The sequence below is a fragment of the Rhizobium sp. SRDI969 genome (assembly GCF_025152725.1).
GTDB lineage: Bacteria > Pseudomonadota > Alphaproteobacteria > Rhizobiales > Rhizobiaceae > Rhizobium > Rhizobium leguminosarum_I.
In genome coordinates this window covers 1,216,319-1,230,334 of sequence record NZ_CP104035.1, presented here as the reverse complement: position 1 = coordinate 1,230,334, position 14,016 = coordinate 1,216,319, and the positions used below count along the sequence as shown (strand labels likewise).

General features: G+C 60.2%; 19 protein-coding genes. 14 read left to right on the top strand and 5 right to left on the bottom strand.

Annotation, left to right across the window (positions count from 1 at the left end; translation table 11 throughout):
• The first annotated feature begins 14 nt into the window (after positions 1-14).
• The 5 genes from iolE (at position 15) to N2A41_RS06215 (ending at position 3,563) form a co-directional block, all read left to right on the top strand.
• Positions 15-932 carry a myo-inosose-2 dehydratase gene (gene iolE, locus N2A41_RS06235; protein ID WP_222387269.1) on the top strand — a complete coding sequence of 306 codons (918 nt, stop codon included), beginning with the start codon at positions 15-17 and terminating at the stop codon, positions 930-932.
• A 190-nt stretch (positions 933-1,122) separates the two neighbouring features.
• Positions 1,123-1,920 carry a 5-deoxy-glucuronate isomerase gene (iolB, locus tag N2A41_RS06230; protein ID WP_260110530.1) on the top strand — a complete coding sequence of 266 codons (798 nt, stop codon included), beginning with the start codon at positions 1,123-1,125 and terminating at the stop codon, positions 1,918-1,920.
• Positions 1,921-2,009: 89 nt separating this feature from the next.
• The gene (locus tag N2A41_RS06225) at positions 2,010-2,237 is read left to right on the top strand and encodes a DUF1127 domain-containing protein (protein WP_162119002.1); all 228 of its coding nucleotides are present in this window, start codon (positions 2,010-2,012) and stop codon (positions 2,235-2,237) included.
• 164 nt (positions 2,238-2,401) lie between these two features.
• The gene (locus tag N2A41_RS06220; RefSeq protein ID WP_260110529.1) at positions 2,402-3,238 is read left to right on the top strand and encodes a helix-turn-helix transcriptional regulator; all 837 of its coding nucleotides are present in this window, start codon (positions 2,402-2,404) and stop codon (positions 3,236-3,238) included.
• Between the two features lie 163 nt (positions 3,239-3,401).
• Complete coding sequence (locus N2A41_RS06215; protein ID WP_222387270.1) at positions 3,402-3,563, top strand: hypothetical protein; 162 nt, start codon at positions 3,402-3,404, stop codon at positions 3,561-3,563.
• A gap of 44 nt (positions 3,564-3,607) precedes the next feature.
• Here N2A41_RS06215 and N2A41_RS06210 read toward each other — a convergent pair whose 3' ends face one another.
• Positions 3,608-4,975 (bottom strand): MATE family efflux transporter, encoded by a 1,368-nt coding sequence (locus N2A41_RS06210; RefSeq protein WP_260110528.1) that lies wholly within the window; start codon positions 4,973-4,975, stop codon positions 3,608-3,610.
• Positions 4,976-5,060: 85 nt separating this feature from the next.
• Positions 5,061-5,501, bottom strand: coding sequence for a glyoxalase superfamily protein (locus N2A41_RS06205; protein ID WP_017963646.1), 441 nt, complete (start codon positions 5,499-5,501; stop codon positions 5,061-5,063).
• Positions 5,502-5,855: 354 nt separating this feature from the next.
• On the opposite strand from N2A41_RS06205, the gene N2A41_RS06200 reads away from it, so the two are divergent.
• The gene (locus N2A41_RS06200) at positions 5,856-6,188 is read left to right on the top strand and encodes a hypothetical protein (RefSeq protein WP_260110527.1); all 333 of its coding nucleotides are present in this window, start codon (positions 5,856-5,858) and stop codon (positions 6,186-6,188) included.
• On the opposite strand, the gene N2A41_RS06195 is transcribed toward N2A41_RS06200, so the two are convergent.
• The gene (locus N2A41_RS06195; RefSeq protein ID WP_260110526.1) at positions 6,139-6,402 is read right to left on the bottom strand and encodes a hypothetical protein; all 264 of its coding nucleotides are present in this window, start codon (positions 6,400-6,402) and stop codon (positions 6,139-6,141) included. The two genes, N2A41_RS06200 and N2A41_RS06195, sit on opposite strands and share 50 nt — an antisense overlap.
• A gap of 90 nt (positions 6,403-6,492) precedes the next feature.
• On the opposite strand from N2A41_RS06195, the gene N2A41_RS06190 reads away from it, so the two are divergent.
• Positions 6,493-7,359, top strand: a complete 867-nt coding sequence (locus N2A41_RS06190; protein WP_260110525.1) for a LysR family transcriptional regulator — start codon at positions 6,493-6,495, stop codon at positions 7,357-7,359.
• A gap of 133 nt (positions 7,360-7,492) precedes the next feature.
• On the opposite strand, the gene N2A41_RS06185 is transcribed toward N2A41_RS06190, so the two are convergent.
• The gene (locus N2A41_RS06185) at positions 7,493-7,939 is read right to left on the bottom strand and encodes a host attachment family protein (RefSeq protein WP_260110524.1); all 447 of its coding nucleotides are present in this window, start codon (positions 7,937-7,939) and stop codon (positions 7,493-7,495) included.
• On the opposite strand from N2A41_RS06185, the gene N2A41_RS06180 reads away from it, so the two are divergent.
• From N2A41_RS06180 to N2A41_RS06170, 3 genes are all read left to right on the top strand, one after another.
• Positions 7,926-8,078, top strand: a complete 153-nt coding sequence (locus N2A41_RS06180) for a hypothetical protein (protein WP_020486063.1) — start codon at positions 7,926-7,928, stop codon at positions 8,076-8,078. The genes N2A41_RS06185 and N2A41_RS06180 overlap by 14 nt on opposite strands.
• Positions 8,079-8,397: 319 nt before the next feature.
• On the top strand, positions 8,398-8,829 hold the full coding sequence (locus N2A41_RS06175; RefSeq protein ID WP_260110523.1) for a PilZ domain-containing protein: 432 nt from the start codon (positions 8,398-8,400) through the stop codon (positions 8,827-8,829).
• A gap of 72 nt (positions 8,830-8,901) precedes the next feature.
• Positions 8,902-10,017: a pyridoxal phosphate-dependent aminotransferase gene (locus N2A41_RS06170; protein WP_260110522.1), complete on the top strand. Its 1,116-nt coding sequence runs from the start codon at positions 8,902-8,904 to the stop codon at positions 10,015-10,017.
• A gap of 252 nt (positions 10,018-10,269) precedes the next feature.
• On the opposite strand, the gene N2A41_RS06165 is transcribed toward N2A41_RS06170, so the two are convergent.
• On the bottom strand, positions 10,270-10,536 hold the full coding sequence (locus tag N2A41_RS06165; RefSeq protein WP_018071017.1) for an SEL1-like repeat protein: 267 nt from the start codon (positions 10,534-10,536) through the stop codon (positions 10,270-10,272).
• 441 nt (positions 10,537-10,977) lie between these two features.
• On the opposite strand from N2A41_RS06165, the gene N2A41_RS06160 reads away from it, so the two are divergent.
• The 4 genes from N2A41_RS06160 (at position 10,978) to N2A41_RS06140 (ending at position 13,999) form a co-directional block, all read left to right on the top strand.
• Complete coding sequence (locus tag N2A41_RS06160) at positions 10,978-11,316, top strand: DUF2147 domain-containing protein (RefSeq protein WP_170280458.1); 339 nt, start codon at positions 10,978-10,980, stop codon at positions 11,314-11,316.
• 70 nt (positions 11,317-11,386) lie between these two features.
• Positions 11,387-11,656: a CopG family ribbon-helix-helix protein gene (locus N2A41_RS06155; RefSeq protein ID WP_260110521.1), complete on the top strand. Its 270-nt coding sequence runs from the start codon at positions 11,387-11,389 to the stop codon at positions 11,654-11,656.
• Between the two features lie 487 nt (positions 11,657-12,143).
• Positions 12,144-12,323, top strand: a complete 180-nt coding sequence (locus N2A41_RS06145; protein WP_017963636.1) for a hypothetical protein — start codon at positions 12,144-12,146, stop codon at positions 12,321-12,323.
• 173 nt (positions 12,324-12,496) lie between these two features.
• Entirely contained in the window at positions 12,497-13,999 is a 1,503-nt protein-coding gene (locus tag N2A41_RS06140) for an AMP nucleosidase (RefSeq protein WP_260110520.1), read from the top strand.
• The last annotated feature ends 17 nt before the right edge of the window (positions 14,000-14,016 follow it).

The window sequence follows — 14,016 nt, the reverse complement described above, 5'->3', positions numbered from 1 at the left end:
TAAGGAGAATGTTGATGAAGGCCAAACTCGGCATGTCGCCCATCGCCTGGTGGAACGACGATCTTCCTGAGCTCAGCGACGATGTGTCCCTGGAGGAATGCCTGCGGCAATCACGCAGTGCCGGCTTTACCGGCATGGAAAAGGGCCGCCGCTTCCCCGACGATCCCGAGGTGATGCTGCCCATCCTTCGCGCCGCCGACGTCACGCTGTGCGGCGGTTGGTTCTCGGGCACGCTTGTTGACGAGGAGCTTGCCGCCAACAAGGACCGTATCGCGCCGATGATCGAACTGTTCAAGGCCGTCGCCGCACCTTGCATCGTTTATGGCGAAGTCGGCCGCTCCATCCAGGGCGACCGCTCCAAGCCGCTCGCGACCAAGCCCCGTCTTTCCGATGACGAGATGAAGGCCTATGCGCACCGCGTCACCCAGTTTGGAGAATGGTGCGCCGAGTGGGGCATGCCGCTCTCCTACCACCATCACATGGCCGCCGTGGTCGAAACCGAGCCGGAACTCGACGCCTTCATGCGCCATTCGGGCGAAGGCATCCCGCTGCTGCTCGATGCTGGGCATTTGGCCTTTGCCGGCGGCGATGTGCTGCGCGCCATCGAAAACCACCACGCCCGGATCAACCATGTTCACGTCAAGGATATCCGCAAGCCGGTGGTGGATGGGCTGGATCGCAGCCGGCAGTCCTTCCTCGATGCGGTGGCGCTTGGCGCCTTCACGGTGCCGGGCGACGGCTCGCTCGATTTCGCCGCCATCGTCCAGCGGCTGGCCGATCACGGCTATGAAGGCTGGTTCGTTGTCGAGGCCGAACAGGATCCGCGCAAGGCCCCGCCGCAGAAAATGGCCGAGATCGGCCACGCCGAGCTGATGCGCGTCATGACGGCTGCTGGTTATACCGTCGAAACGGAAGGCTTCCCCAAGGGATAGCGAGTACAAGGCCCCTCCCCAACCGCTCCCCACAAGGGGGAGGGACTTAACTTGGCACCGCCCACACCAGACAACGGCCACCTTGCAAAAGGAACACCGTAATATGGGCGAGACAGCACGGGAGGTTAGCCCCTCCCCCTTGCGGGGAGGGTTGGGAGGGGAATTTTCCAACTCAAGAGGAAAAACACCAATGCCAAATCTCAAGGTGAAACCGTCCGGCACCCACGGCCGCGTCACGCATGTCACCCCGGAAAATGCCGGTTGGACCTATGTCGGCTTCGATCTGCATCGAATGAAGCCGGGCGAGACCGTTTCGGGGGAGACGGGCGATCGGGAAGTCTGCCTTGTCTGGGTGACAGGCAAGGGCAAGGCGTCTGCCGGCACCAAGGATTTCGGCACGCTCGGCGGCCGGATGAACCCGTTCGAAGGCGCTCCGCATGCGCTCTATATCCCTAGGGAATCGACATGGTCGGTGACGGCGGAGACCGATCTGGAGCTCGCGGTCTGCTCGGCACCTGGCGGCGGTACCTATCAGGCAAAGGCTATCCCGCCCGGCACGCATCCGCAGGTGACGCGCGGCAAGGGCACGAATGTGCGCTACGTCAACAATATCATGCCGGAGGACGACAGTTCGGCGCATTCGCTGCTGGTCGTCGAGGTGATCACGCCGGGTGGACACACCTCCTCCTACCCGCCGCACAAACATGACCGGGATGACCTGCCGAACGAGAGTTTCCTGGAAGAGACCTATTACCATCGGCTCAACCCGCCGCAGGGCTTCGCTTTCCAGCGCGTCTATACCGACGATCGTTCGCTCGACGAAGCGATGGCGATCGAGGACGGCGATGTGACGCTGGTGCCGAAGGGCTATCACCCCTGCGCCGCCTGCCATGGCTACGATCTCTACTACCTCAACGTCATGGCCGGACCGCAGCGGATCTGGAAATTCCACAATGCCGCCGAGCATGAGTGGCTGCTGAAAGCGTAAGCGTCGCCTCCGATCGCTAAATAATCTGACAGCGCGAAACCGCCGCTGATGGTTCACTGCCTCCATCCAAACACGGATGGAGGATCACCATGCACAGCTCGAATTTTACGATACCGGCCCGAAATACTCGCTCTTCGCGCTCTATACGGCCCGGCCTTTTTCTTGCGATCATCACCGCTGCCCACTGGCTGGCACGCAAGGTGAGCGAACGACGCAACCTGAATGCGTTGATGGAACTTTCCGATGAGCAGCTGAAGGATATCGGCCTTTCCAGGGGGCAAACGGAAAGCGACGTTCACGTCTATAGTCGTTACTGAAACGTCAGGGTGATACCATGCCCTACAGCGTAGCCCGTCTTTTCAGACGCGCAAAGAACGCCGTAGCATTTTGAACCGCTGCATAATTCTTTCAATCAATCCCGATTTAGGGAATTATGCAGTCGGTCGCCTCGTCGGGCGGCCCGTCTGACCCGGAACAGGCAATGTCGCAGTTTTCAACAGCGCCGCTCCTGAAAACGAAGACGGTTACCATTCGTGACATCGTCTGCAATGGCGAGTGCCGGCACAAAAGCGACGAGGAATGCGCCCACAGGACGAGCCTCGTCTATCCCTATCGCGGGGTCTTCATGCGGCATGTCGGCCGCAATGATACGGTGGCCGAAGCCAATCAGGTCTTGTTCTTCAATGCCGGCCAGGGATATCGGATCAGCCATCCCATCGAGGGAGGTGACGCCTGCATCGATCTGGCGATCGACGAATCCATGCTCGAAGAGCTTACGCCGAAGGAGCAAGTGCAGCCCGGCCCGCCTTTTGCCTTCCGCCGCCAGCGCCGACGGATCGATCCGCGCGCGCAGGCCCTGGTCGCTCTCCTGCGTCATGGTCTCAGCCGCAACGTCGCCGAAACGCTGGAAGCGGAAATATTGGCGCTGACGCTCGTGCGCCGTTCGCTCGGCGAGCGCACATCGCATGCCGCGGGCGCCAGCGCCGGCCGGCAGAAACTCGTCGACCGGGCAAAGCTGGTGCTTTCCTCCGAGCTCGCGCGGCGCTGGACGCTCGGGGAAATCGCCTCCGAAGTGGGCGTCTCACCCGTTTATCTCACCCAGGTCTTCCAGCAGGTCGAGGCCACACCGCTCTATCGCTACCAGCTGCGGCTGCGGCTTGCCCGCGCGCTTGATCTGCTCGGCCAGTATAAGGATCTGACGGCGCTCGGGCTTGATCTCGGATTTTCCAGCCACAGCCATTTCAGCGCTTCCTTCAAGCAGTCCTTCGGGCAGACTCCGGCCGAATTCCAGCGAGCGGCGCAACTGCGGCGCAGGTGAAAGCCTACAGCGCCGTCATGTCTTTTCAAGAACTGTAAGGGACACTGCAGCACTTTGAATTATGCAGGAGGTCGATCGCTAAAGATTTCGACAGCGGCAATGCAGTGTTCGATGTCTTATGAGCCTGTCCCGATCGCGGGACGATCAACCGGAGGATCACCAGATGAAGAAGACCACATGCGCCGCCTGCGACTGCGAACTCGGCGCAGAGACCATTACCGTCAAGCTCGGCGGCAAGACTGTCGAAGTCTGCTGCCAGGAATGCGCCGAGGCGCTGAACGAGGCGGAAGCCGCGACTTCGGCCGCTTTGAGCGGCAAGAAATAGACAATGGCAGGAAAAGCCGCGCTGGTGAGTGCGGCTTTTCCATCTCAGGTTGGTAAAAGCCCGTAGCGCCAGCCACGGCGTTTCGCATTCTGCGACAGCACCGGGAAGGCAAGGATGAACATGCCTGCCTCGGCAACGACCGGCACCATCCAAATTCCCTGTTCGCCGAAGACGAAGGGCAGCAGGAAGGTGAGCGGCAGGGTGAGCAGATAGGGCCGCGATAGGCCGAAGATCGCCGCGCGCGGCGCATCACCGATCGACTGGAAATAGGACGACAGGATCAGCATCTGCCCAAAGAGAAAATAGGCGCCGATCGTCCACGGAAGAATTTGCCTGACCTCGGCAATGATCGCCGGATCGGCAACGAAGACGGCGCCGAGGCGGCCAGCCAACACCTCGACGGTGATCTCCACCAGAGTGCAATAGACGAGTGCCGCGAGCATGGCGATCTGCAGACTGCGGCCGACGCGGAGCCCGAGGCCGGCACCGTGATTGTTGCCGGCGATGGTCTGCAGCGCGATGGAGAGGCCAAGCAGCGGCAGGTAGGTGAATGTCATGATCCGGGTGATGATCCCATAGGCGGCCACCGTCGCGACGTAATCATGCGTGCTCCAGAGCGAGACGTTGATCAGAATCGCGGCCGAGGCCAGCGATATGCCGATGAAGCCGAGGCTCATCGGCGCGCCGAAGGCGACGATGCCGTGCCATTCGGCAAGAGCCACCCCGGGGGAAGGCCTGAGTGCCGCCGGCCGGCGCCAGCGATAGGCGAGCACGGCTGCGAGACAGAGGAATTGCGATGCGATGGAGCCGGCTGCCGAACCGAGCACACCCCAATGCATCACCGCCATGAACAGCCAATTGGCGAGGATGTTGAGCAGCGAGGCCGATAGCGTCACCAAGGTCATGAAACCGATCTTGCCTTCGCAGCGCAATCCGTCGAGATGCAGCGACAAGAAGAAGCTGACCGGCGCACAAGCGATCAACGCGCCCATGAACAGCATGGCGCTATGGGCAACAGTGGTATTGCCGGCAGCACCGGCATCGATGACCTGCCGGCCCACCGTCCAGTAGACCAGATTGAGGATGAGGGTGACGGCAAGCGCCAGCGCATGCGCACCGGCAAACACCCGACGCGCCCCATCGCGATTGCCGGCGCCGAGCCGGCGGGCGAGGATGCTCGCCATGCCGTTGGAGACCAGCGATTGCAGGGCGACCAGCAGCATCAGCCCGGGGAAAATCAGGCTGACAGCAGAGAGCGCGTCCGGGCCGATATAGGCGCCGAGGAAACAGGCGTCGACGACGGTGAACAGGCCGTTGACGGTGGTGATCGCGACGATCGGTGCCGCCGTTTTGATGAAGACGCCCGGCAGCCAGCCGGTGAGAAAGGTATTGCCTTCAGAAAGATCGGTCATGGAGAAATCCGTGCGATAGGAGGCAGGGTCCGATCCGGCTTAAAAGTCATGCGGATCCGGAGGGCCTCAAAAGGATAAAAACAATCTAGAGATCGAGCACCAGATGCGGCACGCCGTTCGAGGTCTTCCTCGGCGAGACGCCGTCAGCATCGATCTGCGCGTTCACACGCCGGCGAAAGGCCGAGAAGCTCTCGAAGGTAACGACATCCACCGGCTCGTCGAAATGGATGGTGATCCTGTGCAGATCGCCGCCCGGCAGGGCCGAAAGCGCCAAAACTTCGCCGGTGAACGGCTGATTGAGATAACGGCCGCGAATATGCGCGCCGACGAAGAGCGGCGTCTTCGGGCTAGCATTGGGCTTTGCCGCAAGGGCTGCAAGCGTATTCCAATCGCGCGCGCCATGCTGGCGGGCAATCATTTCCAGGGCCGCACTGTGGGTCAGCGGGGTGCCGCGATCGTTCATCGCCTGGCGCAGGCGCTTGGCCTGAGCCTTCAATTCGTCAATGGCAGGATAGGTCGTCGTCATGGACTGAGCCTTCGGAAGGCATGCTCTTCGACTGCGGATGGGAGCTCGCATTGCCGCCAGTCAGCATGCACAAAGGGCCGTGACCATGATCGCGAGGGCTTCACCATGGATTTTCATCCGCGAGCGGCCGGTGCCTCGAACCGGTCTTTGTATGCGCGAACGCCGCCGACATGTCAAGAATGGCGCATCTGCCTTGGGAATGCGCAACTTTGGGGCAAATCTGCACGAAATCGGTGCGATTTTCCCGCGGCTTTTACATAAGCATCCAATCTTAACGGTGTTCTTCAGCAAATGTCAGCATTCTTCAGCTAATATCCTGTCGTATTACAAGCGGAGGCTAAAAGGGCCTTTCAGATGCACCTCGACACAGAACACCCCAAGCCGGAACGTGCTTACAGGGAATTCGATCTCGACAGGCCCGGCAACATCATCTTCGTCGGCCATCACCTCAGCACCGGAACGCAGCTGCGCTGCCTGATCCGCACGATCACGCTTGCCGGCGCATTGCTCGAAGTCAGCCCGAACCTGGAAATGCCGAGCCATTTCTTCCTCGAAATCCTCGGCATCCATGACGAGATCGGTGCGACCGTGGTCAAGCGCGAGGGCGAATTGGTGACGATCAGCTTCAACATGCTGATCAATCCGGAATTCCTGCACCACGTGTTGCGATTGAACTTCGAAAGCTGAGGCTTTTTCCGATCCGTGAATCATCACGGCGCGTCGCCTTCGTTTCGCCGCCCCGTCTTGCGGCGAGACGCGCGATTGCCGGAACGGCCCAGAGAAATCCGCGCCACTCCGGCCTATCTAGCGGATCGGCAAGCGGATCGGCCAAGGGACCACGGCGGATCCGGCGATTGCGGATTTCGATCTCCCTGAAGAGAACAACCCAGTTGAGAAGCATTGCTTCATCCTCCATCTATTGCTGGAGCATTTGAGCTAAGCCTTCGCGCCCTCTCGATGTAGAGGCGCTGGGGAAAGGGGGTTTTCGTCCATGAAAGATGCGAGCTGGGACGACCTGCAACTTTTCTTCCATGTTGCCACCGGCGGCGGGCTTTCTGCGGCGGCAGTGCGTACCGGGCTCAGCGCGCCGACGATCGGCCGGCGCATGCTGGCGCTCGAACGGGTGACGGGCCGATCGCTGTTCAGCCGCGGCCCCACCGGTTATCTGCTGGCGAAGGACGGGCAGGAGCTGCTCGATCGCGTCCGGCTGATGCAGGATGCGGCGCGTGCGATTTCCGACTGGCGCGGCGAGGTGCTGACACTGCCGATCGTCTCGACGGCCGCCGACAGCTGGACCTCACGCTTCGTCGCCGACCATCTGTCTAGCGTATGGACGCCGAAGGACAGCTTCCGCATGTGCTACAAGACATGCGATGCGAGCGTCGATTTCACCTATCGCGAGGCGCATATCGCCATTCGCCACAGCCGGCCGGAGAGCGGCAACGTCGCGATCCGCCGTTCGGTCAAGGTGGTGCATGCGGCTTATCAGGCGGCCAGCTATGACCCGGCCAACTGCAATTGGATCTCGCTCGGCACCGATACCGCCATCACGCCGGCGGACAAATGGACGTTCGAACAGCCGGATTCCTGGATCACCAGCTGGACGAACACGCCGCATATGCTCTTTTATCTGATCCGCGGCGGTGCCGGCCGCGGGGTGCTTCCCTGTTTCATCGGCGATCAGGAGCGCAAGCTTGTCCGCGCCGGCCCTGTCATCGACGAACTGACCTACGAGATGTGGATCGTTGCGCATGACGACGAACGGCAACGGCCGGAGGTCAGGACCGTCATCGACCGCCTAGCGGCGCTCTTTGCCAATCATGAAGAGCTGTTTGCCGGGCAGAGACCATCGGCATGACACCAAAACGCGGGCCTCTCGACAAGCGATTCCTCAGGGTGCCGCTAGAGCGGGTAACCGCCCTACCCTTCTGTTTCTACGCAATTCCGGACGGAAAATCGCTTCACACATTTCCTGGAATTGCTCTAACGGCTCAGGCGGCGAGATGCCGCTCGATCTCGTCGACCGGCATATTGGTATAGTCCTTTGCCACTTCCGCGGTGATCACCGCCTGCGCATCGGCGCTGAGGGCGGGCCGCAGAGCGCCGAGCGCCTTCGGGGGCGCAACGAGGATGATGCGGTGGGCATCCCGCTCCGTCGCCAGTTCGTCCAGCCTTTCCGCGACCTGTTTCAGAAATTCGGCTTCGGCCTGATCCTGCCAGTTGGTCTCCTCGACAGCACTGCGGCTGAAGCCATCGGCTGCATGGCTGCGGCCGGGCTTGTCGGCGCCGATCTCGCGATCGGGCTCACTCGGCTGCGTTAGAGTTTCCAGCACCTTCAGATCCATCAATTGGGCGTCGCCAGCATTCTGCATGATCAGAGCCTTGGCTCCGTTGCAGACCACGACCCATGATTTCGAAGGGATTTTGACGTCGGTCATCTTCAACTCCTCGCTGTCGTCATTTGAAGCGCGCCGTGCTTCATCGATCAAGGCACAACGCTCGGCCATTGAAAGAGTTCGGGAAAATTGCGCCGAAATCGAACGGCTGGCGATCCGCTCGGCCTTTGCTCTTGTGTGACGGATACTGCTCGGCCTTTCTTGCCCACAGCATCTGTCGCAACCGGCGGGGTGCGCTGATTCACCGTCAGATTTTTGGGCCGAAACGGCAATTCGGCAGGGAAGCCTGCGTCCCGATAATGGACAGGAGGGCGTCCCGCACAAGAACAAAGTTTGAGCTCGTTAAATTTGTAATTTTATATTTGACGAATGCGCAAAAGATTCATGTGACCTTGGTTCGGAGCAAGACCAGCTTGCTCGGGATGAAGACCAGCTTGCTCAATTGACCGCCTGATTGAGATCACAGACCCCAAATGCGTCCTGACTGACGGAGAATGTGAATGACTATGCTCCGCGCTACACACCTTGCCACGGTCAAGTCCGCTGTCTACGACCTGCGCTGGGAAGAATTCATCGTCAAGCGGCCAGCCCGCATCGTCGCCGTGCGGCCGTGCCTGACTGGCGTCTCGATGAGAAGCGCCGAGATCATCGATATCTCCCAGGGCGGCGCCACCTTCGTCGTCTCGACCACGGCCGGTCTGCCGAAGCATTATTATCTCAACATTCTCGGCCTCGCCTATCGCATCGGATGTGCCGAGGTCTATCGCCACAAGGAACGCATCGGGGTGCGGTTCATCAACATCATGGATCCCGAGGTTCTGCGCCGCGTCGTGCGCACCGATTTCCTCGTCGGCAACATGGAAGCAATCGCCGCCCGACGCGCCGATCTTCCGCGCGTGAACCGGCCCATAACAAGCTTGTTGCAGAAATAATCTTGCTTGCGTTGGCCGTGCCCGGGCCTATTGTTGCCCCGACTGTCAACATGTCCGGGAAACCGCCTTCGCATGTCCGCCTTTTCGCGCTTCACACCTCTTGCCAGCGCCCTGCCCTCCACAGTTCCCTTCGTCGGTCCCGAGGCCATCGAGCGCCAGCGCGGGCTTGCCGTCCTGGCGCGCATCGGCGCCAATGAGAACGGCTTCGGCCCCGCGCCTTCCGTGTTTGCCGCGATGCGCGAGGAGGCCGGCAATATCTGGAAATACAATGATCCGGAGAATTTCGCGCTCAGGGAAGCGCTTGCCGCCCATCTCGGCGTCTCGGCCGCCAATATCGCTATCGGCAGCGGCATCGACGAATTGCTCGGCCAGATCGTCCGGCTGGTGATCGAACCGGGCGGGCCCGTCGTCACCTCGCTCGGCGCCTATCCGACCTTCAACTTCCATGTCGCCGGTGTCGGCGGCCGGCTGGTGACCGTTGCCTACGCAAACGACCGCGAGGATCTCGATGGTCTGCTCGATGCCGTGAAGCGCGAGAATGCGCCGCTCGTCTATTTCGCCAATCCTGACAATCCGATGGGAAGCTGGTGGGATGCCGACAGCATCGTCGCCTTCGCCCGGGCGCTGCCAGAGACGACACTGATGGTGCTCGACGAGGCCTATAGCGAGACGGGGCCGGCAGGGTCGCTGCCGTCGATCTCCTCGCTCATCGAGATGCCAAACGTCGTTCGCACCCGCACCTTCTCCAAGGCCTACGGACTTGCCGGCTCACGCACCGGCTACGCGATCTCGACGGCAGGCACGGCGCAGGCCTTCGACAAGATCCGCAATCATTTCGGCATGAACCGGCTGGCGACCGCGGCGGCGCTCGCGGCGCTGAGGGACCAGGCCTATCTCGTCGAGGTGGTCGGGAAAATCCATGCGGCGCGGGAGCGGATCGGCGGCATCGCCCGGGCGAACGGCCTCATCCCCCTGCCCTCGGCAACAAATTTCGTGGCAATCGACACAGGGCGCGACGGCTCATATGCGCGGTCGATCGTCGACGGCCTGATAGAGCACGGCGTCTTCATCCGCATGCCCGGTGTGGCGCCCCTCAACCGCTGCATCCGCATCAGCGTCGGGCCGGAGGCGGACATGGCGCTACTCGAACAGGCTCTGCCGCAGGTTCTGAAAAAGATCGGCGGATAAAACAGAAGAACCGCGGCCGGTGGAGGAAATCCGGTCGCGGTTCTCTTCTCCCGGCGTCGGCCCTGTCCAAAGCGCCCGCCAGCCCCTCTTTTTGAGGTTGTTATTGCTGCTCTTGTCGAATTCCTGATCGGAGACGGCCTCAGAGCAAGATGCCGAAAAGCGTAAGCGGTTTTCGGATGACCTCATGCTCTAACTCTTTAATTTAGAACAGGATTCAAACTTTAGGCCGAAGCGGCCTAAAATCATCCTGTTCTAGTGAACCGTCATCCACTCGCGGGCGGCGCGCAGCGCTGCCACGAGCTGCATCTTGTCCATGGCGGCGGCCACGTCGGCACGAAGCTCGGCGGCGCGATCGTTGCCCTTGATTGCGGCGATGTTCAGCCATTTGTGGGCTGCGACGAGATCGACTTCGCAGCCGCGCCCGGTCGCATACATCAGACCCATTTCACAGAAGACATCGGCGCTGTTGTCGCCACCCATGGTGGCCGTTTCAGCATTGTGCATTTCAAAGCGTGCCATCGGTTTTATCCCTGTTAGCCTGTTTATGACTTACCCTGTTTTACCTCTGGGCCTCGCCGTCTATCGCGGCTTGCGGCCCTTCCGGTTCGGCGGGTTTGCCCCGCTCGTTTGATGGCTTCACTATGCCAAGCGGCCTTCAAAAAACGCCTAAAATGCATGATTAATTCTAGACAAACAAAGTACAAATGCTTGGTAAATTTGGATTTTTGTTAAACATCAGATTCCTTGCGAATTAAGGATTTTCGTTTGAATTTTACGAAAGATTCAGATTTGAAAATAAATGGATCATTCATCATAAAATCAACAGACGATATCTTTACAAGCTCGCCGCAGGCTTTTTTCTCCCGATTCACCCGATCCGCGGAACAGCGATCGGCCCTATTTATCTCTACGTTCGCGTCAGTTATTTTCGCGACGATGAAGGACATCATGGAGGAAAAGATGATCCGCAGTTTCGTTCTCTCCAGCATGATTGCAGTGATCGCGGGTGTCGCGCATGCCGAGGAGCCGATCGTCGGCAACTGGAAGACGGCTGCCGGCGATACGGCGGTGATCGCATCCTGCGGCGGCAGTTATTGCGTGACGCTGAAGACCGGCAAATATGCCGGCCGAAAGATCGGCACGCTTGCGGGAACCGGTGGCAGCTATGCCGGTGAGATCATCGACCCCGCCGCCGAGAAGACCTATAGCGGCGCAGGCAAGGTTTCAGGCAATTCGCTGAGGATGCAGGGCTGCGTGACGAAGGTCCTCTGCAAGTCGCAGACCTGGACCCGGCTCTGAGAGAACGCGGGGATAACAGGCAAGGCCGACATGTGTTAAATTGTACACAATTCAACACAGGAGTTTCGAAATGGCCGGCAGCACGACCATGATAATTCGGATCCGCCCCGACGTAAAAGAAAAGCTCGACAGGATTGCCGCCGATTCGCAACGCAGCAAATCGTTCCTCGCCGGCGAGGCCGTAGCGGCCTATGTGGAGCGCGAGCTTGAAATCATCGAGGGCATCAAGCGCGGTATGGCCGATGCGGAAGCTGGGCGCGTTGTACGGCACGAGCAGGCTGTCGCCGAAATGCGTGAGGTCGTCGAGGATGCCAAGCGCAGGAAGCCCTCGCGCGGATGAGGCCGGTTCTTTGGTCGAAGGAAGCACACGAGGATAATCTCGAAATTCTGCGTTGCATCGCGAAGGACAGCCCCGATGCGGCCGAAAGGGTGTGGACGCCATCGAGGACTTGGCGAATTTGCAACCGGTCGACCAGGGCGAGTAACCGGCACTTACGAAAATCCCTCAGCCCGTTCCCCTACATAATTCCTATGAGCTGCAGTTGTCGCGGGACGTGAAAGCGTCGTTATCTTGCGTGTGATCCATACCGCGCGGGATTGACCGGCGGAAGAATGGCCGAACCAACTTATAAGCATATCGTAACGCACATGCGCAGCCATCATCCAAAACACCAAGCATGTCGACGCCGACATGCCTCCAAGCCCTTGGCGGTCGGCCGACCCTGCCCAGCAAGCTGAACGGCTGATGAACCGGCATCTCAGCACTGGTTCAGCCGTCGCATGCCAAAACTCTTCTCACGATAGAGTTGCGTATCGGGGACAAGGGGATGAACATCTATATTCTGGCAAGACGCTTTAGCATCATTACGCTGTTTGCGGCGATCTTCGCGATTACGTTTTCGGCGGTTGTGGTGCATAATGGCGGCGGCGGTACGCAGTCGCATTTCGGGGCAAGCTATACCTGCCTGGAGAGAAACGGTACCTTCTGCGCGCCCACGGTGCGGTAACAAAAGCGCATCGTGCGATGCGCTTTAGGTCTTTGGTTTATGCATGTCGTTGTCCCGAAACCGCTGCGCACTTTGGGCGACAGGCATTCGCACCAGACCGGCAAGAGGATAAAAAATCGGAATCCGTCGGCGCGCGTCGTTTGCTTGTCAAAAACAACTCTCTATAATGCGTCATGAACAAACGAATCTCCCCTTTGTCGCCCCTCGACATATCCTCTCCACCCCCTTTCCAGCCTGAGAGTTTCGATGATCCTGCCAAGGCGGTCGAGACGCTGACGGCGCTTTACGAGCGCAATACGGCGTTCCTGATCGAGAGCTTCACCGAACTTGCACAGGGTGCTCCGATCTCCTCGCGCTACCGCGCTTTTTATCCGCAGGTCAGCATCGAGACGACAAGCTTCGGCCATGTCGATTCCCGCCTTTCCTACGGCCATGTCACGGCACCCGGCATCTATACGACGACCGTCACCCGGCCGAAGCTCTTCAAGCATTATCTGAAGGAGCAGCTGGCGCTTTTGATGAAGAGCCACAATGTTCCTGTCATCGTCTCGGAATCGGCGACGCCGATCCCCTTGCACTTCGCCTTCGGCGAGGGTGCGCATGTGGAAGCATCGACGACAGCATTCGTCGACGTTCCGATGCGCGATATCTTCGACACGCCCGATCTCAACACCACCGACGACGAGATCGCCAACGGCGAATATATCCCGCCGCCGGGAGAGCCGTCGCCGCTTGCGCCGTTCACCGCGCAACGCATCGACTATTCCCTCGCCCGCCTGTCGCATTATACGGCGACGCATGCCGAGCATTTTCAGAATTTCGTGCTGTTCACGAACTACCAGTTCTATATCGACGAATTCTGCAGCTGGGCGCGCAAGCTGATGGCGGAAGGCGGCGACGGCTATACCGCCTTCGTCGAGCCCGGCAATGTCGTCACACTGCCCGGTTCGAACGCGCCGGAAACGGATGCCGCCCTCACCCGCCTGCCGCAAATGCCGGCCTATCATCTCAAGAAGAAGGGCCATGCCGGGATCACCATGATCAATATCGGCGTCGGCCCCTCCAACGCCAAGACGATCACCGATCACGTCGCCGTGCTGCGCCCGCATGCCTGGCTGATGCTCGGCCATTGCGCCGGTCTTCGCAACAGCCAGCGGCTCGGCGACTATGTTCTCGCCCATGCCTATATGCGCGAGGATCATGTTCTCGACGACGACCTGCCGATCTGGGTGCCGATCCCGGCGCTGGCTGAGGTGCAGGTGGCGCTCGAAGCGGCCGTTGCCGAAATCACCGGCTATGAGGGTTTCGAGCTGAAGCGCATCATGCGCACCGGAACTGTCGGCACGATCGACAATCGCAACTGGGAACTGCGCGACCAGCGCGGGCCGGTGAAGCGGCTTTCCCAGGCGCGCGCAATCGCGCTCGACATGGAATCGGCGACGATCGCCGCCAACGGTTTTCGCTTCCGCGTGCCCTATGGCACGCTGCTCTGCGTCTCCGACAAGCCGCTGCACGGCGAATTGAAGCTGCCGGGCATGGCAACGGCCTTCTACCGCACGCAGGTCAACCAGCATCTGCAGATCGGCATCCGCGCCGTCCAGAAGCTTGCCGCCATGCCGAAGGAAGCGCTGCATTCGCGCAAGCTTCGCAGCTTCTTCGAAACAGCGTTTCAATAAGATATCAGGCGCGGCCC